Source organism: Sabulibacter ruber (assembly GCF_017355955.1).
Lineage (GTDB): Bacteria > Bacteroidota > Bacteroidia > Cytophagales > Hymenobacteraceae > Nibribacter > Nibribacter ruber_A.
Genome location: NZ_JAFFID010000004.1, coordinates 156,944 through 183,546, shown reverse-complemented (window position 1 = coordinate 183,546; position 26,603 = coordinate 156,944). Strand labels below are relative to the sequence as shown.

The 26,603-nt window shown below is 52.3% G+C and carries 19 protein-coding genes; 7 read left to right on the top strand and 12 right to left on the bottom strand.

Annotated features, from left to right (window positions below; genetic code table 11):
* The first annotated feature begins 182 nt into the window (after nt 1–182).
* Nucleotides 183–1,388 carry an OmpA family protein gene (locus tag JT719_RS18875; protein WP_207435298.1) on the top strand — a complete coding sequence of 402 codons (1,206 nt, stop codon included), beginning with the start codon at nt 183–185 and terminating at the stop codon, nt 1,386–1,388.
* 144 nt (nt 1,389–1,532) lie between these two features.
* Here JT719_RS18875 and JT719_RS18870 read toward each other — a convergent pair whose 3' ends face one another.
* Nucleotides 1,533–2,606, bottom strand: coding sequence for an oxidoreductase (locus tag JT719_RS18870; protein WP_207435297.1), 1,074 nt, complete (start codon nt 2,604–2,606; stop codon nt 1,533–1,535).
* Nucleotides 2,607–2,908: 302 nt separating this feature from the next.
* On the opposite strand from JT719_RS18870, the gene JT719_RS18865 reads away from it, so the two are divergent.
* Both JT719_RS18865 and JT719_RS18860 read left to right on the top strand, forming a co-directional pair.
* The gene (locus JT719_RS18865; RefSeq protein ID WP_207435296.1) at nt 2,909–3,100 is read left to right on the top strand and encodes a cold-shock protein; all 192 of its coding nucleotides are present in this window, start codon (nt 2,909–2,911) and stop codon (nt 3,098–3,100) included.
* Between the two features lie 257 nt (nt 3,101–3,357).
* Complete coding sequence (locus tag JT719_RS18860; protein ID WP_207435295.1) at nt 3,358–4,263, top strand: polysaccharide deacetylase family protein; 906 nt, start codon at nt 3,358–3,360, stop codon at nt 4,261–4,263.
* 421 nt (nt 4,264–4,684) lie between these two features.
* On the opposite strand, the gene JT719_RS18855 is transcribed toward JT719_RS18860, so the two are convergent.
* Nucleotides 4,685–5,854, bottom strand: coding sequence for a trans-sulfuration enzyme family protein (locus JT719_RS18855; RefSeq protein WP_207435294.1), 1,170 nt, complete (start codon nt 5,852–5,854; stop codon nt 4,685–4,687).
* A 269-nt stretch (nt 5,855–6,123) separates the two neighbouring features.
* Nucleotides 6,124–6,546, bottom strand: a complete 423-nt coding sequence (locus tag JT719_RS18850) for an OsmC family protein (RefSeq protein WP_242693355.1) — start codon at nt 6,544–6,546, stop codon at nt 6,124–6,126.
* A gap of 56 nt (nt 6,547–6,602) precedes the next feature.
* Between JT719_RS18850 and metX the strand changes: the two genes are divergently transcribed.
* A complete protein-coding gene (gene metX, locus JT719_RS18845; RefSeq protein WP_207435293.1) occupies nt 6,603–7,652 on the top strand; it encodes a homoserine O-acetyltransferase MetX in 1,050 nt (349 codons plus the stop codon).
* 159 nt (nt 7,653–7,811) lie between these two features.
* Here the strand turns inward: metX and JT719_RS25575 are convergent, their stop codons facing one another.
* From JT719_RS25575 to JT719_RS18810, 7 genes are all read right to left on the bottom strand, one after another.
* Nucleotides 7,812–9,308 (bottom strand): TSUP family transporter, encoded by a 1,497-nt coding sequence (locus tag JT719_RS25575; protein ID WP_207435292.1) that lies wholly within the window; start codon nt 9,306–9,308, stop codon nt 7,812–7,814.
* A 202-nt stretch (nt 9,309–9,510) separates the two neighbouring features.
* Nucleotides 9,511–11,193, bottom strand: coding sequence for an NADPH-dependent assimilatory sulfite reductase hemoprotein subunit (locus tag JT719_RS18835; protein WP_207435291.1), 1,683 nt, complete (start codon nt 11,191–11,193; stop codon nt 9,511–9,513).
* Nucleotides 11,194–11,522: 329 nt separating this feature from the next.
* Complete coding sequence (locus JT719_RS18830) at nt 11,523–13,238, bottom strand: diflavin oxidoreductase (protein WP_207435290.1); 1,716 nt, start codon at nt 13,236–13,238, stop codon at nt 11,523–11,525.
* 13 nt (nt 13,239–13,251) lie between these two features.
* On the bottom strand, nt 13,252–14,073 hold the full coding sequence (gene cobA / locus JT719_RS18825) for a uroporphyrinogen-III C-methyltransferase (RefSeq protein ID WP_207435289.1): 822 nt from the start codon (nt 14,071–14,073) through the stop codon (nt 13,252–13,254).
* Nucleotides 14,074–14,155: 82 nt separating this feature from the next.
* Nucleotides 14,156–15,433: a sulfate adenylyltransferase subunit 1 gene (locus JT719_RS18820; RefSeq protein WP_207435288.1), complete on the bottom strand. Its 1,278-nt coding sequence runs from the start codon at nt 15,431–15,433 to the stop codon at nt 14,156–14,158.
* A gap of 327 nt (nt 15,434–15,760) precedes the next feature.
* Nucleotides 15,761–16,669 carry a sulfate adenylyltransferase subunit CysD gene (cysD, locus tag JT719_RS18815; RefSeq protein WP_207435287.1) on the bottom strand — a complete coding sequence of 303 codons (909 nt, stop codon included), beginning with the start codon at nt 16,667–16,669 and terminating at the stop codon, nt 15,761–15,763.
* Between the two features lie 19 nt (nt 16,670–16,688).
* Nucleotides 16,689–17,438, bottom strand: coding sequence for a phosphoadenylyl-sulfate reductase (locus tag JT719_RS18810; protein WP_207435286.1), 750 nt, complete (start codon nt 17,436–17,438; stop codon nt 16,689–16,691).
* Between the two features lie 491 nt (nt 17,439–17,929).
* On the opposite strand from JT719_RS18810, the gene JT719_RS18805 reads away from it, so the two are divergent.
* A complete protein-coding gene (locus JT719_RS18805) occupies nt 17,930–19,249 on the top strand; it encodes a leucine-rich repeat-containing protein kinase family protein (protein WP_207435285.1) in 1,320 nt (439 codons plus the stop codon).
* 151 nt (nt 19,250–19,400) lie between these two features.
* On the top strand, nt 19,401–21,185 hold the full coding sequence (locus JT719_RS18800; RefSeq protein WP_207435284.1) for a glycoside hydrolase family 15 protein: 1,785 nt from the start codon (nt 19,401–19,403) through the stop codon (nt 21,183–21,185).
* 460 nt (nt 21,186–21,645) lie between these two features.
* On the opposite strand, the gene JT719_RS18795 is transcribed toward JT719_RS18800, so the two are convergent.
* Entirely contained in the window at nt 21,646–23,817 is a 2,172-nt protein-coding gene (locus JT719_RS18795) for a bifunctional alpha,alpha-trehalose-phosphate synthase (UDP-forming)/trehalose-phosphatase (protein ID WP_207435283.1), read from the bottom strand.
* Nucleotides 23,818–24,093: 276 nt separating this feature from the next.
* On the opposite strand from JT719_RS18795, the gene JT719_RS18790 reads away from it, so the two are divergent.
* A complete protein-coding gene (locus JT719_RS18790; protein ID WP_242693354.1) occupies nt 24,094–25,191 on the top strand; it encodes a mechanosensitive ion channel family protein in 1,098 nt (365 codons plus the stop codon).
* A 104-nt stretch (nt 25,192–25,295) separates the two neighbouring features.
* Here JT719_RS18790 and JT719_RS18785 read toward each other — a convergent pair whose 3' ends face one another.
* Nucleotides 25,296–26,519 carry an RtcB family protein gene (locus JT719_RS18785; protein WP_207435281.1) on the bottom strand — a complete coding sequence of 408 codons (1,224 nt, stop codon included), beginning with the start codon at nt 26,517–26,519 and terminating at the stop codon, nt 25,296–25,298.
* Nucleotides 26,520–26,603 lie beyond the last annotated feature (84 nt).

Here is a 26,603-nt window from a genome sequence, read left to right as displayed (position 1 = left end):
GAGAACCTGCTTTCTTTAAAGGGGAACTCTGCCTTAAAGGCCCTCTCATTTCACAACCCATCCCTGGAGCCGTAGGGGTACCGCCTGTGTTAGCTGTCTAGGGGTATAGCAATAGTCAAATGCGCTATTGGTTTCGTCTAATACCTGCGCAACTACATCACTCACCTATACCCCTTACATCTATGACTTCTAAACTTTCTTTCCTTGGAGGAGCATTGGTTCTTTCTCTGCTCACACTTCCGGCCCAGGCCCAGTTCAACATCGCGGACAAGCTCAAAAACAAAGTCAACGAGAAAATCGATGCCAAAATCAACAAGACGGCAGATCAGGTAGCTACTGGCAAAAAGGCCAAACCCGAGGCCAAGGAAAGCGAGGAAGCCTCTGCAGAGGAATCACCGGCAGAAGATGCAGGAACCGAAACCAAGGCCAAGGTCTGGAGCAAATATGATTTTGTACCCGGTGACAAGGTGCTGTTCTCTGATAACCTGAAAGGCGAGGAAAACGGTGAGTTCCCCTCGCGTTGGGACCTGAAAAACGGCAATGCTGAGGTTGCTTCTTTTGGCGGGACAGACGTCATCAACCTTGTAAGCAACGGCAGCGCCATCAGTCCGCTCATGAAGACCGAAAACTGGTTACCCGAAACCTTCACCGTGGAGATGGACCTGTACTTTGACTCAGACAACCCCAACATAAACTACGAGATCTATTTCGTGGAAGAACTCAACAAGTACAACGAGGCTACCCACGGCATGTTCTGGGACCCCATCATTGTTTCCGCGGAAGGCGTTCATTTCAGCAAATTCGGGTCAAAATCTGCTGAGTTGGAGGCAGCCGGCACCAAAAACCAATGGCGCCACGTTTCCATCGCCTTCAACAAACGAAGCATGAAAGTGTACCTGGACCAGCATAGGCTGATCAACATCCCCAATGTGGTGGGCAAACCAGTCAATATGAAAGTGAAGGTAGACAGACGCGTAGAGGGAAATACCATGATCAAGAACGTGTTCATTGCCGAGGGCGGCAAAAAGCTCTATGACCAGGTGCTGGCTACCGGCAAGATTGTGACTTACGGCGTGAAGTTTGACACCAACAAAGCCGATATCCGCCCAGAATCAGCGGGAACGTTGAACAGCATCGCTAAGCTCATGCAGGAGCAGCCTACCCTTAAATTCAGCGTGGATGGCCACACCGACAGCGACGGCGACGATGCCTCTAACCTGAAACTCAGCCAGCAAAGAGCCGAGTCTGTGAAAGCTTACCTCATCAGCCAGGGCATCTCCGCCGATCGTCTGAAAGCAAAAGGACTGGGAGAATCGATGCCTATCACCAAGGCCGCCACCGCCGAAGCCAAAGCCAATAACCGCCGGGTAGAGTTCGTGAAGATTTAATTTCTTCCGAAGTCCTGAGCCCCACCGCTTTCGATTTATAAGCAATAAACAAGGAGCCCGCTGCTTAACTGGCAGCGGGCTCCTCCTTTATCCCTGTTTTCAGGCCGATTTCAGAAAAACGGCCAGGAAATGGCTCCAATCAGTTTAGGCAAATGGCAGGGTTCTCTTTTCCTGGCTGCTTTGCATGATGAGTTCCACCACTTTTATCACATCGCGGGCCTGCTCTGGTTTTACGGCCAACTCGGTCTGGCCGGTGATAGCACCGTACACGTTGTCATAGAAACTGCGGTAGTGCCCGGCTTCGCTTTCTAGTTTGCCAATGAAGTGCAAGCCTTGGTGCTCGGTGTTCAGATGGCCCCAGATGGATTCTGGTTCCACGCCCCAATTAGGGGTGGTGTGCGGCAGCAAGCCATCGTTCAGCGCTTTTTCCTGCACGTCTAGGCCGTATTTCAGGAAAGAGCCTTTGTCGCCGTGCAAGGTATAGCGCGGGCTAGGTTCCCGTACCAATACCCCTGCCGATAAAGTGACTTTCAGAGAATCATAAAACAGCGTAGCCTCAAACTTATCAATCACCGGACTGCTGGGCCGCTGAATGCGCACATCGGCGGAGATTTCCTGCGGCGTCCCAAACAGCACCAACGCCTGGTCAATCAGGTGAGAACCTAAGTCAAAGACAATCCCAGAGCCCGGCGCTGCTTCCTCTTTCCAGGTGTTGCCTTTCAGGTTGGGCCGGAAGCGGTCAAAATGGGCTTTATACTCCACCAGGTTGCCTAACAAGCCCTGCTGCACCACTTTCTGCACTGTTTTAAAGTCGCTGTCCCAACGCCGGTTGTGGTAAACGGTGAGTACTTTCTGCTGCTCTTTGGCTAGCTGAATCAGTTCCTCGGCTTCCGCCGATGTAGCTGTAAACGGCTTCTCCACCACTACGTGTTTGCCCGCTAGCAGCGCTTTTTTCGCTAGATCATAATGCGAACTGTTGGGCGTGGCTACCACCACCAGATCAATGGCTTCATCCTGGATGATGTCATCGGCCTGGCTGGTGATCTGCGCCTGCGGGTACCGGCTCTGGGCCAGTTGAATATTTGGCTCCCGGGTTTCCCTGATTTTAACCAAGTCAAATCCTTCTACCACGTGCAGGAAGGGCGCATGGAAAATCTGCCCCGCCATCCCGAAGCCAATTAGTCCTACTCTTATCTTTTCTTGTGTTTCTGGTGCCATGTATGTGTTCATTTGTGAGCCAGCCTCCTGAAGCGGCCTTGCCTAAGGGCCGCCGGCTAGTTAAAGGTTCTGAGCCAAACCATCTGCCGGCAAGGTACTAAGCAGCGCTGAATTCTAAACCTACAGGCATGCTCTTTCAATACTTTAGGGTATTCTGCTATCCTGTTATGGCCCGCTTTTCTGCCATTAGCTTTCTAACATAAAGGGGCTCCCTGGTTTAAGAATTTGTAAATAAATTCGGCAAAAGGAGAGACTATGGATTTTAATACTTACCTTTAGTTTTTCTTTTATTATCACTTTTAATGAAAAACGGTAAAGTAAAATTCTTTAATGACACCAAAGGTTTTGGTTTCATTAAAGACGCTGACTCCAATGAGGAGTATTTCGTGCACGTGTCTAACCTGGTGGACGAAATCAGAGAAAACGATGAAGTAACCTTTGACCTGAAAGAAGGACGCAAAGGCCTAAACGCTGTGAATGTGAAACTTGCTTAAGTTTACTATACATCAGTCCTCCAAAAGGGCTCCACGCACGTGGAGCCCTTTTTTGTTGGTGCATGCGCTAGTATTAGTTTTAGAAAGGGATTCTTCCTGTTTTTAGCTTATTTTCTGGCAAACAAGCCTGAAACCAGTGCTGCTGATCTCAGAAATCAGTAGATTACAAGGTGAAGTTGGTGGAAGGTGCCCAAAGAAGCTGTCTCTCCACAACTAACTTCTTTTACCCTGTTAGCATTGAATTCCTGATCTACTATATGCCTTTTCTCAACATTGGTGGCAGATACTTTTTGGCTGCCGCTTTTAGCCTCGCACTTTTCTCCTGTTCCTCACCGGAGCAAAAAGCAGAACAAGTTAACGCCTCTTCCACCCCAGCAGTAGCCGCCGCAGCTAAGGTCCAAAGCAACGCTGAGCCGGTTTCCGTCAAGACAGAATCAAACCCCATCGCTGAAACCGAGACAGCCACGGCCGCCACCATCCTCAGCCGCAAGCAGGTGCCCATTCTGTGCTACCACCAGATAAGGGAATGGACCTCCCGCGATGGGAAAGTGGGAAAAGACTACATTGTGAAACCTGCCGATTTCAGAGCCCAGATGAAAATGCTGGCCGATAGCGGTTACCACACCATCCTGCCCGATCAACTGCAGGACTACCTCACCAAAGGCACCCCGCTCCCTTCCAAGCCCATCATGCTCACCTTTGATGACACCAAGCTGGACCAATACACCGTGGCCAAGCCCGAGCTGGACAAGTACGGTTTCAAAGCGGTCTTCTTCATCATGACCGTTTCCATTGGCCGGCCCAATTACATGACCAAAGAGCAGATCAAAGAGCTGTCAGACGCTGGGCACGTGATAGGCTCCCACACCTATGACCACCACAACGTGAAGAAGTACCAGGAGAAAGATTGGATCACCCAGATTGAAAAACCCACCAAACAGCTGGAAGCCATCACCGGCAAACCGGTGGAATACTTCGCGTATCCTTTCGGACTGTGGAGATCGGAGGCCATTCCAGAACTGAAGAAACGCGGCTTCAAAGCTGCCTACATCCTGGCCACCAAACGAGATGAGCAAGACCCACTCTACACCATCCGCCGCATCATTGCCAGCGGTTACTGGAGTACCAACGGCCTGCACAACAGCATTGTGAGAAGTTTTTAGTCCCTTCTGATTTCAGGCTTTTATAGGAAAAGTAGCTCCAAAACAGGGATGCGTTTGCTTTCCGCTGGCGCGAGTCTAAAGACTCGTGCCTTCCGGATGATGGATAGTCTCTGACTATCCTCGCTGCAGAGCAGCGAAACAGGCGGTGATGAGAAACTTATGGCTAACTATGGCGCGGATTTACTTCCGTGCCTTTTATAAGATGCGCACTTGTTTTGTTAGGCCCGGAAGTAAATCCGCGCCATAGAAAGGTCCTTTTAGCTTGTGGTTCCCGGCGAGTCTGGAGACTCGCATCATCCCACGTCACGAGTCTTTAGACTCGCGCCAGAAATCTAAAAAAACAAAAAAAGCGAATCGGGGCTGTTTTCTGAAAAACAGCCCCGATTCGCTTTTGTCAACACCTAATTCCTAATCTCTAATCTCAGCACTGTTCCAGCGCTTGCAGAATATCGTTCAGGATATCATCGGCATACTCCAGGCCCACGGAGATTCTGATGAGGCCTGGTGTGATGCTCACGGCCTGGCGTTCTTCCTCGGTGAGTTTGGCGTGGGTGGTGCTGGCGGGGTGCGAGGCGATGCTGCGGGTATCGCCCAAGTTGGCGGTGAGCGACATCAACTGGAGGCTGTCCAGGAATTTGCGCCCGCTTTCCAGGCCGCCTTTCAGCTCGAAACAGAACAAGCCGCCGCCGTTTTGCATCTGTTTTTTCGCAATCTCAGACTTGGGGTGCGAGGGAAGGAACGGATACTTCACCCAAGAGAGTTTCGGATGGTCCTGCAGCTTGGTGGCAATGGAGAGCGCGTTGGCCGCGTGACGCTCCATGCGTACGTCCAGCGTCTCCAGGCTCTTGCTCAGAACCCACGCGTTGAACGGCGACAAAGCCGGACCCGAGCTGCGGCAGAACAGGTACACCTCTTTGATGAGCTCTTTCTTGCCCACTACTACGCCACCCAACACGCGACCTTGCCCATCAATCCACTTGGTGGCGGAATGCACCACCAGATCGGCGCCGAACTCAATGGGGCGCTGGTTCACTGGCGTAGCAAAACAGTTGTCTACGTTATAGATGAGGTTGTGCTTTTTGCAAAGCTGGCCCGCCGCCTCCAGGTCAATGATGTCAAGCCCGGGGTTGGTGGGCGTCTCAATGTACAGCATCTTGGTGTTGGGCCTGATGGCGGCTTCCCACTCTTCGGGCTTGTCAGCAGACACGTAGGTGTACTCAATGCCGTATTTGGGCAGGTATTTGGTGATGATGGTGTGCGTGCTCCCGAAGATGGAGTTACAGGCCAGCAAGTGGTCTCCGGCTTTCAGGAAGGCCATAAAAGAGGCGAACACGGCACTCATACCCGAGGCAGTGGCGTAGCCCGCCTCCGCGCCTTCCAGGGCCACCATCTTATCGGTGAACTCCTGTACGGTGGGGTTACTGAACCGGCTGTAGATATTATCATCGGTTTCATCGGCGAAGGCCGCCCGCATGTCCTCGGCGTTCTCAAACTGAAAACTGCTGGTCAGGAACATGGGCGTGGAGTGCTCCATCTCGTTGGTGCGCTCGGTCTGGATGCGGATGGCCTTGGTAAGTGGATGATATTCCATGGATTAATGTGCTAATTTTTTTAATGTGCTGAGGTGCTAATGGTTGGCCTATCCCTGTAGCGGCGTTACACCGTAACGCCGTGGTGCTATGAAAAAGTAACGCCTCCCGGAGAACAGGCCCTGCAACACCGCAGTAAAGAATTTCTGGCAGATTTGAGACTGAGTTGGTGCATAGAGCCACGGCGTTACTGTGCAACGCCACTACATTTCTGCGTTTGGCGCTTATTTTACTACAAACAGCCCCAAAACACTCCTGCACTCAGCAACTGTTACTCAGTGATGCGCACCTCCCAGGTAATCTCGGCACCGGCCCGGCGCAGAGTCTCGGCTACGGAACAGTATTTCTCCATAGACAACTGGCAGGCACGTTCGGCTTTGGTCAGGTCCATGGGTCCCTGGAACTCAAACCCCACGTGGATTTTCTTCCAGAGTGAGGGTTCTGTGCCTACCTCCCGCTCGCCGGAGATATCCAGTTTAAAGCCCTGCACCTCCTGCCGTTTCTTCTTCAGGATCATGACTACGTCAATGCCGCTGCAGCCGCCCAGGGCCATCAGAAGCATCTGCATGGGGCGTACGCCAAAGTTGGTGCCGCCGCCTTCAATACTGGTATCGGTGGTGATGACGTGGCCGTTCGCGTCTCTGGCTTCAAAGCCGTAATCTCCACTCACGCGGTTCATCTCAATTCTTATCATAATTATTACGGTTTTACGCCTGTAGGCCTTTACTTTGTAAGATTAAAGTAGACTACATGCATTATTTTCAATATAACCAGCCTTTTGCGTTAGAAGGAGGGCAATCACTTCCAGAAATCACCATCGCTTACCACACGTTCGGTCAACTGAACGCAAATAAAAGCAATGTGGTCTGGATTTGCCATGCCTTGACTGCTAATTCAGACGTGCTGGACTGGTGGAACGGATTGGTGGGTGAGAACAAAGCGTTTGACCCCAGCCGATATTTTATTATCTGCGCTAATATTTTAGGTTCTTGCTACGGCACTACTGGTCCGCTGAGCATTAACCCAGAAACGCAGAAACCTTACTATTCGTCTTTTCCGCAGGTCACCATCCGTGACATGGTGAAGGCACACATCCTCTTGCGTGAACACCTGGGCCTGGAGAAGATACGGATTCTGGCCGGGGGCAGCTGTGGCGGCTTTCAAGTGTTAGAGTGGGCCTTTGCCGAGCCGGAAGTAGTGGAGAACCTGTTCCTGCTGGCTACGTCTGCCGCCGAAAGCACCTGGGGCATTGGCATTCACACCACCCAGCGCCTTATGCTGGAAGCCGACGGTACCTGGGGCGAACCCAGCCCAACCGCCGGTGACAAAGGCCTGAAAGCGGCTCGCGCCTTAGGCATGCTCACCTACCGCAACTACCAGATACTGGCCCAGAACCAAACCGATCCTGACCCAGAAAAACTAGACAATTACCGCGTTTCTTCTTACCTCAACTACCAGGGCGATAAGCTGGTGGCTCGTTTCAACGCCTACAGCTACTGGACCTTGACCAAAGCCTTAGACAGCCACCATTTAGGCCGTGGCCGAGGCGGGCGTTTAGAGGCTGTTTTAGAGAAAACAGCCCAGAAAACGCTCATCATTGGCATCAGCAGCGATATTCTATGCCCTACGCAGGAGCAAAAGTTCCTGGCCCAACACCTGCCCCACGCCGATTACGTGGAAATTGACTCTAACTACGGCCACGATGGGTTTATCATTGAAGGCGAGAAGATCTCCCCTCACCTGAACAATTGGTTAGCCAGCATACAAAACGAGACACAGGTCTCAAAAGCGATCCTGTAGCGACAAGGCACTGGCTTGTCTCCTGACAGATAGCTTTCCTTATTCAGACCAACTCCCATCCCGGAAAATAGAAAGGATCAGAAATGCGTAGAGACAAGGCAGTGCCTTGTCTCTACAGTTTTTATAAGGCCTTTCCAGCCCGGTTTCTTTTGAATCCTACTAAAACAGCCCTACCGCTTTCAACAGAATCCGGAGGCTCCAGATAATCACCAGCGAGCCTACGGCGATGAACATGGTTTTCATAGGCAACCGTCCGGCCAGCCTGGCCGCAAGGGGAGCCGCCAGCAGCCCGCCCAGCACCAAACCAATGATTACCTGCAGGTGACTCAAGCCCAGCATTGAGAAGAAGGTAAGCGCACTGGCAAAGGTCACGAAGAACTCCGTGATACTCACCGTCCCGATCACGAAACGCGGGGTACGGCCTTTGGCAATGAGCGTGCTGGTTACCAACGGTCCCCATCCGCCCCCACCAAAGGAATCAAGGAAGCCACCGGCTCCGGCCAGAATCCCGGCCTTTTTGATCTTTTTCCGTTCTTTATTCTTCTTAAAGGCGGTGTAGATGATGCGGATCCCTAAAATTAAGGTATAGGCCGCCAGGATAGGCCGCACGTAGTTGGCGTGCTCCTCCCCTACTTTAGCCAAAAGCCAGGCCCCCACAATCGCTCCAATCACCCCGGGTACCAACAGCACCTTGAACAGCTTTTTGTTCACGTTCCCGAACTTGTAGTGGCTGAAGCCCGACATCCCGCTGGAGAAGATCTCGGCGGTATGGATGCTCCCGCTGATGGCAGGCAAATTCACGCCCAACGATAGCAACACGGTGGTACTGGTTACGCCGTAGCCCATGCCCAAGGCGCCGTCTACCATTTGGGCTAAAAAGCCCGCAAACACCATCCAGTAGAAGATGGGTTCAATGTTATTGACAAAGGAGGTAACCTGGTCAAACGTGATGGCGGAAAACGCCAGACGGCCGAGAATCATAAAAAAGAAGGCCAGCAAAACGCCGTAGGCAATCTTCTTCCAGGGTTTCTCCGGTCGGGTGGGTTTGTTTTCTGGTTTATCTTTAACAGCTAGCACTTTGGTGATGTCATTAAGTTGATTGACCTTGGCGGTAAAGTCGCCGGCCAGTTGGTTTCTGATCTGCTGCATTTGATCCAACACCTCGTCTAGCTCTTCGGGCAGCGTTTCATTAAAGGTTTCTTTCAGGCGCTTGGCCATGGTGGGAGATTTCCCGTTCGTAGAGATGGCAATCTTGAGGTTACCCTTGCGCACCACAGAACTGAGGTAGAAATCACAGAGATCAGGAGTATCGGCTACGTTGACTAGTTTGCCCTGGCGCTTGGCCTCCAGGCTGATGGCCCGACTGGCCTCGCGGTCGTTCACGGCCACAATCACAATATCGGCTCCGGCCACATCCTCCGGGGTGAAGGGTTTGGCCTCCAGCGTGATGTTGTCGTGCTCCTGCGCCAGTTGCAGTACCGCCTCGTTGAATTGGATGGCCACCACTTTGATAGTGGTAGCCGGGGAGTTCTGCAGCAGTGCCGTCAGTTTCTCCAACCCAACGTTACCACCACCCACCAGTAAAATGCGCATTTGCTCCAGTTTCAGGAAAACCGGGAACAAGTTGTTTTGCTCCTTAGTAGTGATGGAGGTCATCGTCTTATTCTCTTCAACAGGAAGTAAACTTTTCCCTTTACTCAAATATAAGCTTAATCTCTAGTAAACCTATCAGGTATCAGATTATTAAATCATGTTTTAGGGCTACTTTTCTCATAGTAGCCCTAAAACATAAATCTCTGACAGGCAGAACCTTTTTCTGGTATTTCTGCTAAAAATCAGCAGAAAGAGGCAGATGGGTTTAATTTACCAGTGTACGGTAGGCAAAGTCTCCGAAGCGCTCGCCGGCCAGGCGGTTTTGCTTGAAAAGCCCGAACACGGTATCCAGTTCTTGCAGAATGGCGGCTTCGTCCAGGTTCTCTTTGTAGAGTTTGTTCAGGCGCTGGCCTTGTTCATCGCCGCCCAGGTTCAGATTGTAATGGCCCGGAGCGGTGCCCACAAACCCGATCTCAGACAGCACCGAGCGGCCGCAACCGTTGGGGCAACCGGTCATTCTGATGATGATTTCTTCGTCCTGCAGACCGTGGTTGGCCAGTACGCCGTCAATCTTGGTGATCAGTTCCGGCAAGTACCGCTGTGCTTCGGCCAAGGCCAACGGACACGTAGGCAGCGCTACGCAAGCCATGGAGTTTTTGCGCACCAATGAGGCCGCCGCGGTATGCGGCAGCACGTTGTGCTTGGCCAAAATCTGCTCTATCTCTGCTTTATTTTCCTCAGTGATGTCGCTGAGGATCACGTTCTGGTTACAGGTGAAGCGGTAGTTGGCTTTGCCGGTTTGGGCTACCTCCAGCATCGCGGTTTTCAGGGCTACGCCGTTTTCCAGATCGGTCACGCGGCCGTTCTCCACAAACACCGTGTAGTGCCACAGACCGTTGTAGCTCTGCGCCCAGCCGTAGTGGTCAACGCGGGTCTTCAGTTCATACGGACGAGAAGGCTCCAGCGGGAATCCGGTGCGTTTTTCCAATTCTGTCCGGAAACCTTCCAGGGTCATGTTGTCTACGGTGTACTTCAAGCGGGCCAGTTTACGGTCAGCACGGTTCCCGAAGTCACGCTGTACCGTCAAGACTTCGTACACAGCTTTGAACAGCTTATCGTCAGATTCCTCGGTGCTCACAAAACCAATCTCTGTAGCCAGACGCGGATACGTTTCTGGGTTTCCGTGCGTGAACGACAAACCACCGCCCACAGCCAGGTTGAAGCCTTTCAGTTCATCGTTCTCAATGATGGCGATGAGGCCCAGATCCTGCGCAAACACGTCTGAATCATTGTTAGGCGGAATCACCAACCCAATTTTGAACTTACGCGGCAGATACCGGTCCTGGTACAACGGATCTTCCTCGTCTACGCGGTCATAGATTTTCTCTTCGTCCAGCCACACGTCATAGTACGAGCGGGTCTTGGGCAAGAGGTACTCACTGATTCTATCGGCGTATTGGTAGATTCTGTCGTGCAGCGGAGACTCCAGCGGGTTAGCTGAGGCCACCACGTTCCGGTTCACGTCACCGCAGGCGGCAATAGAATCCAGCCCCACCTGGTTGAAGGCCTTGATGGTTGGCTTGGTTTTGGACTTAACAATCCCGTGCAACTGCAGGGTCTGGCGAGTAGTGATTTTGATAACGCCCGTAGAGTTCTCCCCGGCGATGTTGTGCGTGGCGATGTATTGCTCTGGGGTCAGGAAGCCGCCCGGCAGACGCAACCGGATCATGAAGGAATACAGGCGCTCCAGTTTCTTAGCCGCCCGCTCCTCACGGCGGTCACGGTCGTCCTGCATGTACATGCCGTGGAATTTCACCAGCGCCGTATCATCCTCACGGATAGCCCCGGTAATTTCGTCTTTCAAGCTTTCTTTCAGAGTTCCGCGTAATCCTTGGCTGACCTCTTTTATTTTCTCTATAGGAGATAAATTCTTTTTCTCAGTTGACATGCCGAACTGGTCTTTATGAGGAACAGGAAGTTTCCTGCCCTTGATTCTTTGATTTCCGTTTAGAGCCTGTTCTTCAAAAAAAAAGGCTCTAAACAGGTTCTTTGAGTTACTCTTTCGTCCCCCTTTGAAGGGGGTAGGGGGATGATTACTTCTGCTGGTCATGTCGTTTCCCGAGAATTCTTCGGTTCGTCATTTAGAGAATAGCAGATGGTTCTTCAAAGGCCTTTGTCATCCCCCTACCCCCTTCAAAGGGGGACGCTTTGTGTGCTTTCGCAAGTTATAAACTTGCGTCATGGTCGCTCCAGGTTGAAAACTTGAAGCAGGAGACACTAATACACATCCTTCAGGTAGCGGCCTTCTTCCTTCAGCTGCTCCAGGTACACGGCCGCTTCCTCTGGTGAAGATCCGGCTCCTAAACCAATGATCTGCAGCAAGGTGTTCTCCACGTCCACGCTCATAGGTTCTTTGGCGCCGCACACGTATACGTAGGCACCGGAATTAAGCCACTCATAGAACGTAGCGGCGTTTTCCAGCATCTTGTGCTGTACGTACACTTTCTCCTGTTGGTCGCGGGAGAAGGCACCGTTGAAGCGGGTCAGGATACCGGTCTCGTACCAGCTCTGGATCTCGGTTTGGTACAGGAAGTCGGTGGTGAAGTGCTGATCCCCGAAGAACAGCCAGTTGCGGCCCTCGGCTCCGGTGGCATCGCGCTCGGCCAGGAAAGAGCGGAACGGCGCTACGCCTGTGCCCGGCCCAATCATGATCACGTCTTTGTCGGCGGCCGGTAGTTTGAACTGGTTGTTTTTATGGATGTAGAATTCAATGCTTGTTCCCTCGGGCAATTCAGACAGATAATCTGAGCAGTGGCCGCACAATAGTTCTTCGTTGATTCTGAACTCATCCCGGGCTACGGTTACGTGGATCTCACCGGAATGCGCTTCCAGCGACGAAGAGATGGAATACAGACGCGGCGCAATAGGCTCCAGAATCTGCAGCACCTCTTTGAACTGCTCGGCGTCTTTCACCGGATAGATTCTGAGCAGGTCCAGTAAGTCTATACGAGTAGCCGGAATGTTCTGCTCCACTACCTCGGCATATTTTTTCACCACGCGCTCTGGCAAAAAGTTGATGTTCACCTTGTCATGCAGGAGTTCCTGAACGGTAGCCTCACTGTTGCGGTGCGTCACTTTCTCCTCTGGAGAGATGCCCGTGATTTTGAGGATGGCCTCAATAGTGGCCGGACGGTTTTTAGGCACCACGCCTAGGGCATCGCCGGGTTCGTAGGTCAGATCCTCGGCCTCAATCTCAATGTGGTGCGTTTTCTTCTTAGACCCCACGTCGTTCAGTACGATGTTGGTCAAAATGGTGCCGTTGTAGATTTTCTTGCCGCTTTTCTTGGCCGGTGCCGGGGCAGTGGTAGCCGGAGCGGCCGCAGGCGCCGAAGACTGGTTAAGAGTATCCAACACGCTCTGGAACCAGGCGTTGGCCTCGTCCTCAAAGTCCACGTCGCACTTCTGGATAGGCACCAGCTGGTTACCGCCCAGGCGCTTCAGTTGGGCATCCACGTCTTCGCCGGCTTTGCAGAACAGCGGGTAAGAAGTATCACCTAAAGCCAGTACGCTGTACTTCAGCTTAGGCAATTGTTTATCGGTTTGGTGAACGTAGTCGTAGAATTTCTGGGCGCCGGCGGGCGGATCTCCCTCGCCTTGCGTACTGATCACGGTCAGGAAGTATTCTTCCTTTTCCAGATCGTTCAGGCGGTACTGGTCCAGGCTCACTACCCGGGCGTTGATGCCGCTTTTCTTGGCTTTGCCAGCAAGCTCAGTGGCCACGCGCTTGGAGTTACCGGTTTCGGTACCGTAGGCAATGGTTACCCGGCCAATGGCTGGTTTAGGAGCCGCTGCCACGGCCTCAGTAGCGGCAGAAACGCCTACTCCCTGTGAAGAAATAAGCCCCGACAAGTAACCGCTCATCCAGATCAGCTCTTCTTTGGAAGATTGCTGCACCAGTTCTTGTAAGGCCTTTAATTTAGCTTCTGCTAACATAGCTTTGAAAAAATTATTGAAGTACCAAGCTGGCCTGCTCGGAGACCGGCTTGAAGTAATGTTCTCTACTTGGATTGTTGGTAAACCATTGGAACTGCTCGTGCAGGGCTACCACTTTACCTATGATCACCAACGAAGGCGAAACAAACGTTTTGCCGCCCAGGTTCTGTTCGTAGTCATATAAACTACTTACCTGCACGTGCTGCAAGGGCGTGGTGGCCTGCTCTACCACCGCCAGTTGTTTCTCCTCAGAAATGCCGTGGCGGGTCAGTTTCTCCACAACCTCATTCAGCCGCTCACTACTCATGTAAAACACCAGCGTGTCCTCGGTCTGGGCCAGTTCGTGCCAGTATTCCTCAGTGAGTTTGCTGTAAGTGTAGAAGGTAAGGAACCGCACAGCAGTGGAATGCTGCCGGGCCGTCAAAGGAATGCCTGCGTACGCTGCCGCACCCAGAGCCGCCGTGATGCCGGGGATGATCTCGTACGGAATCTCGTGCGCCACCAAGGCCTGTAGTTCATCCAGCACGTTGGAGAAAATAGACACGTCTCCGCCTTTCAGGCGCAGGACCTGTTTGCCCAGCAAGGCATACTCCACTAGCAGTTCATTGATGGTAGCCTGCGGTGTGGTACCCGGGCGGCGGCATTGCTTGCCCACGTACACAATCTCCGCCTGCGGCGAAGCGTACTCCTTCAGGATTTCCTCGCTCACCAGCCGGTCCACCAGAATGACCTCGGCCTGGCGCAACGCTTTTACCGTCTTCACCGTGATCAGCTCAGGATCACCGGGACCGGCTCCTGCTATGATTACTTTTCCTTTCTGTTGCGCTGGTTGCATAGTACTAATGGTAAGTCCACCGGCCCTTTGGCAAGAGACCGGTGGTAAATAATGATAAGGTATTCCGTTTTGAGCCTGATTTTTAGATTTCAGGCCAGAAAGGTTTCTCCTGCGGTTCAGTGGTGATCATACAGGCACCTACGGTTACCAGGCTGGTCTCATCAATGAGGATGGCGCCGCCGTTGGCTCTCAGGTTCTTGTACGTGTCAAATGCGATGGGCGAAGCGGTTTTGATGGTGGCTTTCACCACGTCGTTGAGGCCGGCAGACACCGGAGACAGTTCCTTCTCCAGGGTGTTCACGTTGAGTTTGTACTCCAGTTCTTTCACCACGCAGCGCACGTTGCGGCTGTTGATCTGCAGCAGGTACTTGTTACGCGGCACTAGCGGCGTGTTGCTCATCCAGCAAAGTACCACCTCAAATTCCTGGGCCACCTGTACCGGAGCATCCTGCTTCACAATTACGTCGCCACGGCTCACGTCAATGTCATCTGCCAGGTGCAGCACGGCGCTTTGCGGCGCGAAGGCTTCTTCCACTTCCTGGCCGCCTACTTCCACGGCCGAGATGGTGCTTTCAATACCCGCAGGCTGTACCACCACTTTATCACCTTTGCGGTAGATACCGCTGATGATTTTTCCGGCGTAACCGCGGTAATCTGGCAGCTCTTCGGTCTGAGGACGGATCACGTACTGTACCGGGAAACGACCTTCTTTCAGGTTGATGTCTTCGTGTACCTCTACGGTTTCCAGCACGTTCAGCAATGACTCACCTTCGTACCAGGGCATGGCCGTAGATTTCTCCACAATGTTGTCGCCGTTCAAGGCACTGATGGGAATGTAGGTCACATTCTTCAGGCCCAGAGAAGAGGCTACCTGTGAGTAGTCGATCACGATGTCATTGTACTTGTCCTGGGAAAAGTCTACCAAGTCCATCTTGTTGATGGCCACCACCACGTGTGGCAGGTTCAATAACGACACAATGATGGAGTGACGGCGGGTTTGCTCCACCACCCCATGACGGGCGTCAATGAGGATAATGGCCAGGTCTGAGTTAGACGCACCGGTAACCATGTTGCGGGTGTACTGGATGTGGCCCGGAGTATCCGCGATGATGAATTTGCGCTTAGGCGTAGAGAAGTATTTGTAGGCCACATCAATGGTGATGCCTTGTTCCCGCTCCGCGCGAAGGCCGTCGGTTAACAAAGCCAGGTCCACGCGGCCTTCTTCTTTGTTTTTGGTGCTCCGCTCAATGGCTTCCAGTTGGTCTACCATGATGGATTTGCTGTCATACAACAAACGCCCGATCAGGGTGCTTTTGCCATCGTCCACGCTACCGGCGGTTAAAAATCTTAAAATATCCATTCTGGTAAGGAGTTCTGAGGATTAGGTGTGAGCTTAGGTCCGTTTTGAGGCCGTTTTCAGGAAATCAGCTTTAAAACAGGCGGTTGCTCTGCACCCAAGCATTCATTTATTTTTTTGTAGATCCCTTCCCTCCCGTTTGTCATCTGGGAAAGATCTTGTGGGCGAACGGTAGTAGCGTTTACTACAGCGCTTCTCCAGTTGGCCCACAAGATCCTTTCAGGATGACAGGAAAGGAAAGTGATCTTCCTTTGTTTTTATCTCAATTCACTTTCATGAGGCGGAGCCAAACAATTCACTCATTCACTCCCTCACTCATTCACTCAATGCTTAGAAGTAGCCGTTCTTTTTGCGGTCTTCCATGGCAGCCTCAGAAACGCGGTCGTCAATGCGGGTTTGACCACGTTCGCTGGTGTTGGTGGCAATAATCTCGTTGATGATGTCGTCCAGGGTAGAGGCGTTAGACTCCACGGCGGCAGTACAGGTCATGTCGCCCACGGTGCGGTACCGAACGGTTTTACGGCTCACCACGTCATCATCATGCAGCGTGATGAATTCGTTGGTGGCTACCAAACGACCATCGAACTCCAGCACCTCGCGCTCATGGGCGAAGTAGATGGAAGGCAGCTCAATTTTCTCGCGGCGGATGTAGTTCCAGATGTCCAGCTCGGTCCAGTTGCTGATAGGGAACACGCGCACGTTTTCGCCTTTGTTGATTTTGCCGTTGTAGATGTTCCACAACTCAGGGCGCTGGCGCTTAGGATCCCAGGAACCGAACTCGTCACGCACCGAGAAAATGCGCTCTTTGGCGCGGGCTTTCTCTTCGTCGCGGCGGGCTCCGCCAATGCAGGCGTCAAACTCAAATTCCTCAATGGTGTCCAGCAAGGTGTAAGTCTGCAAGCCGTTGCGGCTAGGCAGTTTGCCTTTCTGCTCGGTGAGGCCTCTGGTTTTGATGGTGTCTTCCACGTTGCGCACAATCAGCTTCTCGCCAATTTTCTCGGCCAGGGCATCTCTGAAATCCAGGGCTTCCTGGAAATTGTGGCCGGTGTCAATGTGCACTAAAGGGAAAGGAAACTTGCCGGGACGGAAGGCTTTCAAAGCCAGGTGCACCAACACGATAGAATCTTTTCCGCCGGAAAACAAAAGGGCCGGGCGCTCAAACTGTCCCGCCACTTCTCTGAAGATGTGAATCGCTTCTGATTCAAGCTGATCCAGGTAATCTAATTTATACGAACCCATACTCGGTATTTCTATTCTATTACTTAGCCAGTTCCGGGGCAACCGGAGCCGGTGATTCTGATACGTGTAATCCGCACTCTTTTTTGCTGCTGTCTTCCCACCACCAGCGGCCGGCTCTGAAATCTTCGCCCGGCTGAATGGCGCGGGTACAAGGCGCGCAACCAATACTGATGAAGCCTTTGTCGTGCAGTTTATTGTACGGGATGTTGTTCTGCTTGATGAACGCCATCACTTCCTCAGTGGTCCAGTACAGCAGCGGGTGGAATTTGATAAGCTGGTTTCCCTCATCCCACTCAAATTTGGGCAGGATACCGCGGCCCGGCGAGTGCTCGGCGCGCAGACCGGTAATCCAGACGGCGTTGCCTTTCAGAGCCCGCTTCAACGGCTCCACTTTTCTGATGTGGCAGCAGTCTTTGCGGTTCTGGGTAGACTCATAAAAAGAGTTAGGGCCGGTGTTATGGATAAATTCCTCCAGCTGCTCATTATTGGGGTAGTACGCCTTAATGCGCGTGTTATACGCCTCATTGGTTCTGCTCCAAACTGAGTAAGTCTCGGGGAAAAGTCTTCCGGTATCCAGGGTGAAAATGCTGATGGGGAAATTGTTTTCCAGGATCTGGTGAGAGATTACCTGGTCTTCAAAGCTGAAGCTGGAAGAGAACGTCACCTCACCGGGATAACGGCTCACCAACAGCGCCAACGTTTGGTCTATGGTTAATCCTTCTGTCTCTTGTATAAGTTGAGACACATGCTCTTGTGCAGAAGAGGCCATGGCAAGAAAATACGTTATGAGAAAATTTGAACTTTAGGGGTTGCCTGATAGACAATAGGATTTTTGTTGATTTCTAGAGGGGCTAGAAACAACAGCAGCAGGAGCTGCAACAGCAGAAGCGCATTCGCTTTATGTAAGATGTATAGACCATGTAGTCTTTCTCTGGCTGTTAAAAAGATGTCGCAAAGATAGGTAGTGATCGTTAGAAATCAAGTTTCCCTATCAATTTAGTAGAGTTTGATCCTTAAAAATCAGCAGGTTTCCCTGCCTTTTGTTTCGAACTCCGCTAAAGAATCATCTGTAGCCTTAACGCATTCTCAAAAACCAGTGTTCCCTGTATCTACATCTTTTTTCAAAAACAGGCCAAAAACGGTCGTTCGTAATCTTTCAGGTCATTGCCTTCTGCTTACTGTTATGAAAGAAATACCCGCGTAAAAGCCTGTTTCTTGCAAAATGAGACCTATTTTCACAGCGTCTAATCTTATGCGCGCATGCAAACCCTAGAACAATTACAAGCCGGAGAACTGATTGGTATAAAAAAACTAAAGCTAGCCTGCGGCCTGACGAAGTTCCCGCTGGAGATTCTGGAACTGGCCGAGACACTGGAGATTTTGGATTTATCAGGTAATCGGCTCTCCCAACTGCCCCAGGAATTTGCCCGCCTGAGAAACCTGAAAATTGCGTTTTTCTCAGACAATGAATTTACGCAGTTTCCAGAGGTACTGGGGCAATGCCCTAAGCTAGAGATGATTGGGTTTAAGGCGTGTAACATAGAGACGGTACCAGAGAATGCCCTTCCGCCGCTCACCCGCTGGCTCATACTCACCAACAACCAGATTGCAGAACTGCCGCGCTCTATTGGCAACTGCGCCCGCATGCAGAAACTGATGCTGGCCGGAAATAAACTGACGCAACTCCCCAAGGAACTAGCCAATTGCCAGAACCTGGAACTGCTCCGTATCTCGGCCAACGAACTGGTGGAATTACCAGACTGGCTCTTTTCCATGCCGCGCTTGTCGTGGCTGGCTATCTCTGGCAACCCTTGCACCCAGCACGGCCAGGTGGCGGCAGATTTACGGGAAGTGTTGTGGGATGAGCTGGCAATGGAAGAAGTTCTGGGGCAAGGCGCTTCCGGCATCATCTCCCGGGCTCAATGGAAAAAACCCGGAGCCGTTTCCAGGCCCGTTGCGGTAAAAGTCTTCAAAGGCGAAGTCACCAGCGATGGGTTGCCCCAGGATGAAATGCAGGCCTGCATAGCCGCCGGGTCTCACCCCAACCTGGTGCAGGTGTTAGGGAAGATCGCGCAGCACCCCGAGCAAAAACAAGGCTTGGTACTGGAGCTGATCCCCCAGGAATACCGCATTCTGGGTATCACGCCTAGTTTTGAGTCCTGCACCCGCGATGTGTACCCCGAAGGCACGGTTTTTCCGTTGGCCCATGTGCTCAGCATTGCCACCGGCATTGCTTCTGTATCTGCGCACCTGCACGCCCGCGGCATCCTGCACGGTGATCTGTACGCCCACAACACCTTGGTGAATGCAACCGGGCACGCCCTCTTCGGAGATTTTGGCGCAGCTACTATCTATGACCAAACTGACCCGGAAAGAGCCTCTGCCCTGGAACGCCTTGAAGTAAGGGCCTTCGGGTGTTTGCTGGAAGACCTGCTGGACCATCTTTCGCCGGAAGATGCGGCAGAGGAATGTGTTCCTGCCCTGCTACAACTAAAGCAGAAGTGTATGCAGCCAGACGTGCTGCAAAGGCCTGACTTTTCTTCCATTCTCCGGCAAATCACCCAGGCCGCCAAACTTTAGACTCTTTTGTTTTGAGTCTATTTCCTGAAAATTGACCTAAAAACAGCAGACCTCAACCAAGTGTGCAAAAATTAGGAAACCTCTATACCTCCAAAACGGTACACGGTAAATCGAGCACCGGCAGGCAATCCCGGTGCCAAAAGCAAACCGTATGGCGAAGCACACCTATGACATGGGGCTTATTGGCAACTGCGCGTACCTGGCCCTCATCCACAAAGACACTAGTATAGAATGGCTCTGCTGGCCCCGTTTTGACAGCAGCTTTGTATTCGGCCCCTTGTTAGACCAGAAAAAAGGGGGAGAATATTCCATAAAACCAGATGCGGAACACTTCACGTCGCATCAGTACTACATGGAGAACACCAACATCCTGTGCACCGAGATCACTTGCCAGGAGGGTTCTTACCGGGTAACAGATTTTGCCCCTCGGTTTAGACAGCACCAACGTTATTATAAGCCTCTGATGCTGGTAAGAAAAGTGGAGCCTTTGTCTGGCTCGCCGCGCATCAAAGCCACCTGCCGGCCCGTGGGGAACTACGGAGAGTTCCCGCTCAGCCGAAGACGCAGCAGCAACCACATCGCGTTTCTGGGGCTGGATGAGGAGGTTCGCCTCACTACCAACGCCTCTTTGAGTTATATCCTGGAAGACCAGTACTTTGTCCTGAACGAGACGCTGTACTTTGTGCTTACCTACGGCGCGCCGCTGGAAGCCAACCTGGAAAGCACCGCCGAGGCCTTCCTGAGCCAAACCCGCCGCTATTGGAGAAACTGGGTGAAAAACACCAGCATCAGCAACTTCTTCCAGGACCAGGTCATCCGGAGTGCCTTGGCCCTCAAGATTCACCAGTACGAAGACACCGGCGCCATCATCGCCTCGCCTACCACCAGTTTGCCGGAGCACCCGGGCAGCGGCCGCAACTGGGATTACCGCTTCTGCTGGATGCGTGATACGTACTATATCCTCAATGCCTTCAACAACATTGGGCACTTTGAGGAAATGGAGCGCTATTTCCACTTCATTGCCAACATCACGGCCAAAGACACGCAACGCTACCAGCCGCTTTACTCCATCAGCGGACAGAGCAAGCTCACTGAGCTGGAGCTGGAGCTGGAAGGCTATCTAGGCAACAACCGTCCCGTGCGCATTGGAAACGATGCCTACACGCACATCCAGAACGATGTGTACGGCCAGATTCTGGTGGCCCTGCTCCCGCTGTACATAGACCGCCGGTTCAATGACGAGGAGCGCATTGAGTCCCGGAAACTCATTTCCAAAACGCTGAAGAAAATTCAGCAGACCATGAACGAGCCCGATGCCGGTTTGTGGGAATTCCGTGATTTTGCGCAGTACCACTGCTATACGTACCTGTTCCACTGGGCAGGCTCGGCGGCGGCCCGCAACATTGCCCGCCACATGGGCGACCGCGAGCTGGAGCAACAAGCCAACCAACTTATGCAGGAAGCCTCTTCTAAGATTGAAGAATGCTTTGACCCTCAGCGCGGCGTGTACACCCAAGCCATCGGCAAACACCACCTGGATGCCAGCACCCTGCAGCTCATCATGATGCACTACCTGGATCCGTCTTCTGACCGCGCCAAAACGCACCTGGCTGAGATGGAAAAAGAGCTAAAAACCCCGGAAGGCCTCTTCTACCGCTACAAACACGCCGATGATTTTGGCGTGCCGCAAAGCACGTTCCTGATCTGCGCCTTCTGGTATATTGAAGCCCTGGCCTGCGTGGGCCGCATTGACGAAGCCGTGAGAGAATTTGAGAGCATTTTGAAATACACCAACCACTTAGGACTGCTGAGCGAAGACGTAGACTCCCGTGACGGTAGCCAGTGGGGTAACTTCCCGCAAGCCTACAGCCACGTAGGTCTCCTGAACGCGGTGTATCGCATCTCCAAACAACTGGACAGACCTTCGTTCCTGTAACAAGTGGTTTTAGTTTGTAAAACAGGAAAGGCTCGCCAGTTGGCGAGCCTTTCCTGTTTTCAGGCCTTTCCCCGTAAATCCGGCCGAAAACGCAAGCCTCCTGTCCTATTGCCTTCTATGGCGCGAGTCTCCAGACTCGTTCCTTTGGATGAAGCGAGTCTCCAGACTCGCGGGGAATAGTTATCACGTTTGATCGTTGTGCCAGCGGTTCAGCAATGTGCTCCTATGGCGCGGAAGTTACTTCCGTGCCTTGATTAACTTTCTCGAAAGTCACGGAAGTAACTTCCGCGCCATAGTTGGTTTCTCTGCGATGCAGCGAGGGTAGTCAGGAGACTACCCGCTATCTGTAGGCACGAGTCTGGAGACTCGCGCCAGCGGATAGCGTTGTAGGAACCTACTGCTCACCTAAGAGCAATTAGCAATTATCAATCAACTAACAGCAATTAACAATCAGCAATCCTCAACACAAAGACTTGAGCAGTTTCCGGACTTGTTTGGCATTATCCAGGTTGAAACGGGCCAGGGAGCGCTCATTGCCAACTTTGATGGTGAACGCCTCTTCGGGCATCACCCGGAACATGTCTTCATCGGTGCGATCATCGCCAATGCAGAGGATGAAGTCATGGGGGTGTTGGTTCATCCAACGGGTACTGCCAATGCCTTTGTTGATCTCGCTGTTCTTCACTTCCACTATCTTATCTCCTTCCATAACCTGCAGGTTGATGTTCGACGCAATGAACAGCAGGTAATTACTCAATTCGCGGGCCCGCAAGGCAGCTAGCACCGGGTCTACTTTACGGTAGTGCCACACCAGGGAGAAATCTTTTTCCTCCACAAACGAGCCCGGGGTGCGGCTTACGTGCAACTCCAGAATAGGCCTGATTTCATCTTTCCAGGCATCAGACAAGCTTTGGGGCATCTCCCACTCGCCGTTTCGTTCTTTAAACCAGACTCCGTGCTCGGCTATGAAGTCCACGGGCAGGTGACCCAGCCAGTTCTGCAGGGTGTTCCTGTCACGGCCGCTCACGATGACCACGCGGGTTTTGGAATCCTGGGCGAGGCATTCCAAGGTGGAGAGCAGTTCCTCGTCAGGAATGGCCTTTTTGGGGTCTTTGGTGAACGAAGTCAGAGTACCGTCATAGTCCAGGAAGAGAAGACGCTGCTTGGCCTTCTGGAAACTGGACAGCAACAGATCTCTTTCTTCTGCAGAAAGGTACTCTGTAGCCATAGAGGCCTGCTTTAGCTTGATGTACTCCAGCCGGTTCATGAAAATATCTACCCAGTGGTGGATGTTGTAGCGCTGAACAATGTCTTGCATGTGCTTCATCCTGATTTTTTGTTCCTCCTCGGGCATCTCCAACGCCTCCCGTAACGACTGTACCATCTGGCCCAGGTCATTGGGGTTAATTAAAACGGCATCGGCCAACTCCCGGGAAGCACCGGCCATTTCGCTGAGGATCAGAACGCCGGTCTTATCCAGTTTACTCGCAATAAACTCTTTGCAGACCAGGTTCATGCCATCGCGCATGGGGGTTACCAAGGCAATGTCTGCAATGGAGTAAAGCGCCGAGAGTTCTTCAATGGGAAACGACCGGTAGAAGTATTGGATAGGATTCCAGGTGATGGTGCGGAAAGAACTGTTGATGCGACCCACCAGCTCGTCAATGTTTTCCTTCAATTGCCGGTACATATCCACCTGGTCGCGGGAGGGTACCACCAGCATGAAGAGCGTTACCTTGCCATGGAACTCCGGGTTCTCTTTCAGGAACAACTCAAACGCCTGGAGGCGCTGCGGAATGCCTTTAGAGTAGTCCAGGCGGTCAATGGAAAGCACTATCTTCTGCCCGGTCAAGGCCTGCCGGTACTCCTCCATTTTGGCTTTGGTATCTGGAGCCTTGGCCAGTTCTGAGTATTTTTTGTCGTCAATCCCCATGGGGAAAGCGTCTACCATAATGGTGCGGTAGCCGTTGTCAATGAAGCCCTGTGAATTGCTTAACCCCACAATGCGGCTCACCGAGCTTAAGAAGTGCCGGACATCGTCATAGGTATGAAACCCGATGAGGTCTGCCCCCAGCATACCTTCCAGAATCTGCTTGCGCCACGGCAACATCCTGAACACCTCAAATGACGGGAACGGAATGTGCTGGAAAAACCCAATGGTGCTTTCCTGTATCTGCTCCCTGATAAGGGAGGGCAACAACAGCAGTTGGTAGTCATGCACCCAGATGGTATCGCCGGGCTCAGCGCGCTCCATCACGGCTGTGCAGAATTTCTGGTTCACCCGCTGGTAGGCCTCCCAGAAGGCATCATCGTACACGGCGTACTGGCTGAAGTAATGGAAGGTGGGCCAAAGCGTCTCGTTGCTGAAGCCCTCGTAGAAGTCCCTGATCTCGGCCTCAGTCAGGAAAACCGGGTGCATGCTTTGCTCTGCCAGATCCTGGGTCACTTGTTGCTGCTCGGCCTCGTCGTTGAAAAAGGTGCCGGGCCAGCCAATCCAGATATTATCGTCCTGCTTGTAAATGGAGCCTAAACCGGTAGCCAAACCTCCTTCGCTGGTTTCATACGTTAGTCCTTCCTCGGTCCGCTGCACTTTGATGGGAAGTCGGTTGGAGATAATGATGGTCTTGGGCATAGGAGTAGTTTTTTAGGGTAAAAAGAGGCAGAAATGCAAAGCAGAGAAGGCTGGAAAACCGGTACGTTTCAGCCCACAAATGCTGTGCAACCGCCTGGCAGTATGTACTCCCTTTCTCCCGGTTTGGTTAGTTTCTCTTCAGAAAGTGCTATCCCTTAAAATGTTAAATCTCTAGCAGAAGCCCGCAAAAAGGTAACCTTTCACCCACGAAGCGGGTAGTGTAGAACTTGCATTTGCTTTACTTCTATGGAATTTCTAAATGAACTGGTTTCTGACATGAATCATTTGGTCAGAGACCACCTGCCCTTGATCTTGCAAGGGCTTGGCATCATTATAGGAGCACTTCTTATTGGCGGATTTGTAAAATGGCTATTGTTTAGATTTTTAGCCATTTACAACCGGCGCTTTCCCCGCTACTGGATTGCCGGCGTCTTACAATGCCTGGACCGGCCTCTCTTCTACTTCCTCCCCTTGCTGGTTTTGTCTATGGTGCTGCCCGTAGTGCCCTTGAGGCCAGACGCACTGGAGGTGTTCAGGAGAGTAGTGGAAATTGCACTCACCTGTGCCTTTGCCTGGACCCTTATTGGCTGCGTGTACGTGGTGCAGTACAGAATCAGGCATAAGTACCAACTAGACAAAGCCGATAACTTCAAGGAACGGAAACTGTATACGCAGCTTCAGTTCGTGAAACGGGTGGTGATCATTACAATCGTGTTCTTCACCGTTTGTCTGATCCTGATGAGCTTTCCAACGGTGCGGAAAATTGGTACCGGTTTGGTGACCTCAGCAGGTATTGCCGGGGTCATTCTGGGTTTTGCAGCACAGCGGTCCATAGGCAACTTGCTGGCCGGTTTCCAGATTGCCTTTACCCAACCTATCAGGATAGACGATGTGCTGGTGGTGGAAAACGAATGGGGCAAAGTGGAGGAAATCACCTTAACCTACGTGGTGGTGCGCATCTGGGACCAGCGCCGCCTCATTCTTCCTTTGAACTACTTTATTGAAAAACCCTTCCAAAACTGGACCCGCACCTCGGTAGAATTGCTGGGAACCGTTTTCATTTACCTTGACTATACCGCTCCGCTGGAAGAAATGCGGAAAGAACTCAACCGCCTGTTGCCCCAGAACCACTTATGGGACGGCCGGGTAGGCATTCTGCAAGTCACCGATTTCAAGGAGCGCACCATGGAAGTCCGTATTCTGGTAAGCGCCGCTGATTCTAGCAGCGCTTTTGACCTGCGGTGTTGGGTACGGGAGAAGATGATTACGTTTTTACAACAGAATTACCCAGAAAGCCTACCGGTTACCCGCACTGCTGGCCCTTCCGAAAGCCCCAAACTGCCTTTTGTTCCCATGGAGGAAGCGGTAACCTGAAAATAAGTGCCTCCCTGTTTTAAGGCTCCTTTAACGGAATCAGCCTTAAAACAGGGAGGCAATTTCTATTAGGCGAGCTACGGAAGGAAAGCTACCGTAGCTGTTTAGTCTTTGTAAGGATCATACACATCCTCGCCGGCCATGGCTACGCCCAGCGGTTTGAGGGTGTGCAGAACCTTGATGGTATTGCCCTGGTGCAGGAGCACGTCTTCCAGTTTTTTGTAGGCCTCGGGGGCTTCATCGGCACCGGCACCGCGCAGTTCAATGCCTTTTGCTTTCATGCGTTGCTGTACCGCGTCAAAGTCTACCAGACCCGGAGAAACCACGGTTTTCCGTTTCACGCCTTTCTTGTCTCTGATCCATTTGGTCTTCCCCGCGGCTGCCCGCCGGCTCAGTCTACGGCCGGCCCCGTGCACGGTAGAGTATAATCCTCTGATGGAAAGCTCGTTCTCCACGCCTTCTATGATCACGGAGTTGTCATACATGTTGGCACCTATAAAGCCTTTCTGACCGGGAAATGCGGGGGTACAGCCCTTCCGCACTACCCAATAGTACTCGCCCTGGTGCTTTTCAAACCACGCGAAGTTGTGATGGTTGTGCACAATCTCAGTGGCTTTTCCGCCCAGGATGTGCAGCACCTGGTCTACCACAATGTCGCGGCCGGCGTAGGCGTACTCTCCGGCCAGAGACATGGCGGCAATATAATCCTGGCCCAGTTCAGAGTCTATATCGAAGAGGATGGGCGGCGCATCCATGGAGCCTTCTTTGGCTTTATCGAAGAAACTGAGTCCCTGGCTCAGCGCGATGAACCCCGAGGCGGTCTTGTGCCCAAACCCTCTGGACCCGAAATGCACACCCACCCACAAATAGCCTTTCTCGTCTTCAAACAAATCAATGAAGTGGTTGCCGCTGCCTACGGTTCCTAGTTGCTCGGCGGCCACCTTGCGCAGTTCGCGCTGGGGCTTGAACTCGGCTTTCTTGATGTGCTCCAGCACCGGATGGTCAATGCGCTTGGGATTGGGCCGGCCCACGCCAAACCCGATGGTCTTGACAATTTCATCCATCACACGGGCAATGTTCACATCAGAAGCCATGATATCGGTGCGCACGGCTTTGTTTCCGCAGCCAATATCAAACCCCACCCCCGACAAAGAGACCTTATTCTTGTAAGCCACGGCTCCGCCGATGGGGTGCGCGTAGCCGTAGTGGGCATCGGCGGTGAGCACGCCAATGTCCTCTTCGCTCACGCAGCGTTTGAGCTGGTCAATAGCGCTCTGTTCAATAATTTCCTCCCCAAAGACGGTGATGTTGTCCTGCACAATAGCCATGGTTCTACAAATTTGGTGTAAAGGCTATACGTGAAAACGGCCCTGCGTTTTTTACCTGTTTTTTGGGAAAGGAGTGAAAAATAG

What these genes read in the sequence shown, in the direction of transcription:
- JT719_RS18805 (WP_207435285.1), top strand. Translation starts at nt 17,930, where the DNA reads ATGCAAACCCTAGAACAATTACAAGCCGGAGAACTGATTGGTATAAAA.
- JT719_RS18870 (WP_207435297.1), bottom strand. Translation starts at nt 2,606, where the DNA reads ATGGCACCAGAAACACAAGAAAAGATAAGAGTAGGACTAATTGGCTTC.
- metX (WP_207435293.1), top strand. Translation starts at nt 6,603, where the DNA reads ATGCATTATTTTCAATATAACCAGCCTTTTGCGTTAGAAGGAGGGCAA.
- JT719_RS18850 (WP_242693355.1), bottom strand. Translation starts at nt 6,546, where the DNA reads ATGATAAGAATTGAGATGAACCGCGTGAGTGGAGATTACGGCTTTGAA.
- JT719_RS18830 (WP_207435290.1), bottom strand. Translation starts at nt 13,238, where the DNA reads ATGTTAGCAGAAGCTAAATTAAAGGCCTTACAAGAACTGGTGCAGCAA.
- JT719_RS18835 (WP_207435291.1), bottom strand. Translation starts at nt 11,193, where the DNA reads ATGTCAACTGAGAAAAAGAATTTATCTCCTATAGAGAAAATAAAAGAG.
- cysD (WP_207435287.1), bottom strand. Translation starts at nt 16,669, where the DNA reads ATGGGTTCGTATAAATTAGATTACCTGGATCAGCTTGAATCAGAAGCG.
- JT719_RS18810 (WP_207435286.1), bottom strand. Translation starts at nt 17,438, where the DNA reads ATGGCCTCTTCTGCACAAGAGCATGTGTCTCAACTTATACAAGAGACA.
- JT719_RS18795 (WP_207435283.1), bottom strand. Translation starts at nt 23,817, where the DNA reads ATGCCCAAGACCATCATTATCTCCAACCGACTTCCCATCAAAGTGCAG.
- JT719_RS18855 (WP_207435294.1), bottom strand. Translation starts at nt 5,854, where the DNA reads ATGGAATATCATCCACTTACCAAGGCCATCCGCATCCAGACCGAGCGC.
- JT719_RS18785 (WP_207435281.1), bottom strand. Translation starts at nt 26,519, where the DNA reads ATGGCTATTGTGCAGGACAACATCACCGTCTTTGGGGAGGAAATTATT.
- cobA (WP_207435289.1), bottom strand. Translation starts at nt 14,073, where the DNA reads ATGCAACCAGCGCAACAGAAAGGAAAAGTAATCATAGCAGGAGCCGGT.
- JT719_RS18800 (WP_207435284.1), top strand. Translation starts at nt 19,401, where the DNA reads ATGGCGAAGCACACCTATGACATGGGGCTTATTGGCAACTGCGCGTAC.
- JT719_RS18865 (WP_207435296.1), top strand. Translation starts at nt 2,909, where the DNA reads ATGAAAAACGGTAAAGTAAAATTCTTTAATGACACCAAAGGTTTTGGT.
- JT719_RS18860 (WP_207435295.1), top strand. Translation starts at nt 3,358, where the DNA reads ATGCCTTTTCTCAACATTGGTGGCAGATACTTTTTGGCTGCCGCTTTT.
- JT719_RS25575 (WP_207435292.1), bottom strand. Translation starts at nt 9,308, where the DNA reads ATGACCTCCATCACTACTAAGGAGCAAAACAACTTGTTCCCGGTTTTC.
- JT719_RS18790 (WP_242693354.1), top strand. Translation starts at nt 24,094, where the DNA reads ATGAATCATTTGGTCAGAGACCACCTGCCCTTGATCTTGCAAGGGCTT.
- JT719_RS18820 (WP_207435288.1), bottom strand. Translation starts at nt 15,433, where the DNA reads ATGGATATTTTAAGATTTTTAACCGCCGGTAGCGTGGACGATGGCAAA.
- JT719_RS18875 (WP_207435298.1), top strand. Translation starts at nt 183, where the DNA reads ATGACTTCTAAACTTTCTTTCCTTGGAGGAGCATTGGTTCTTTCTCTG.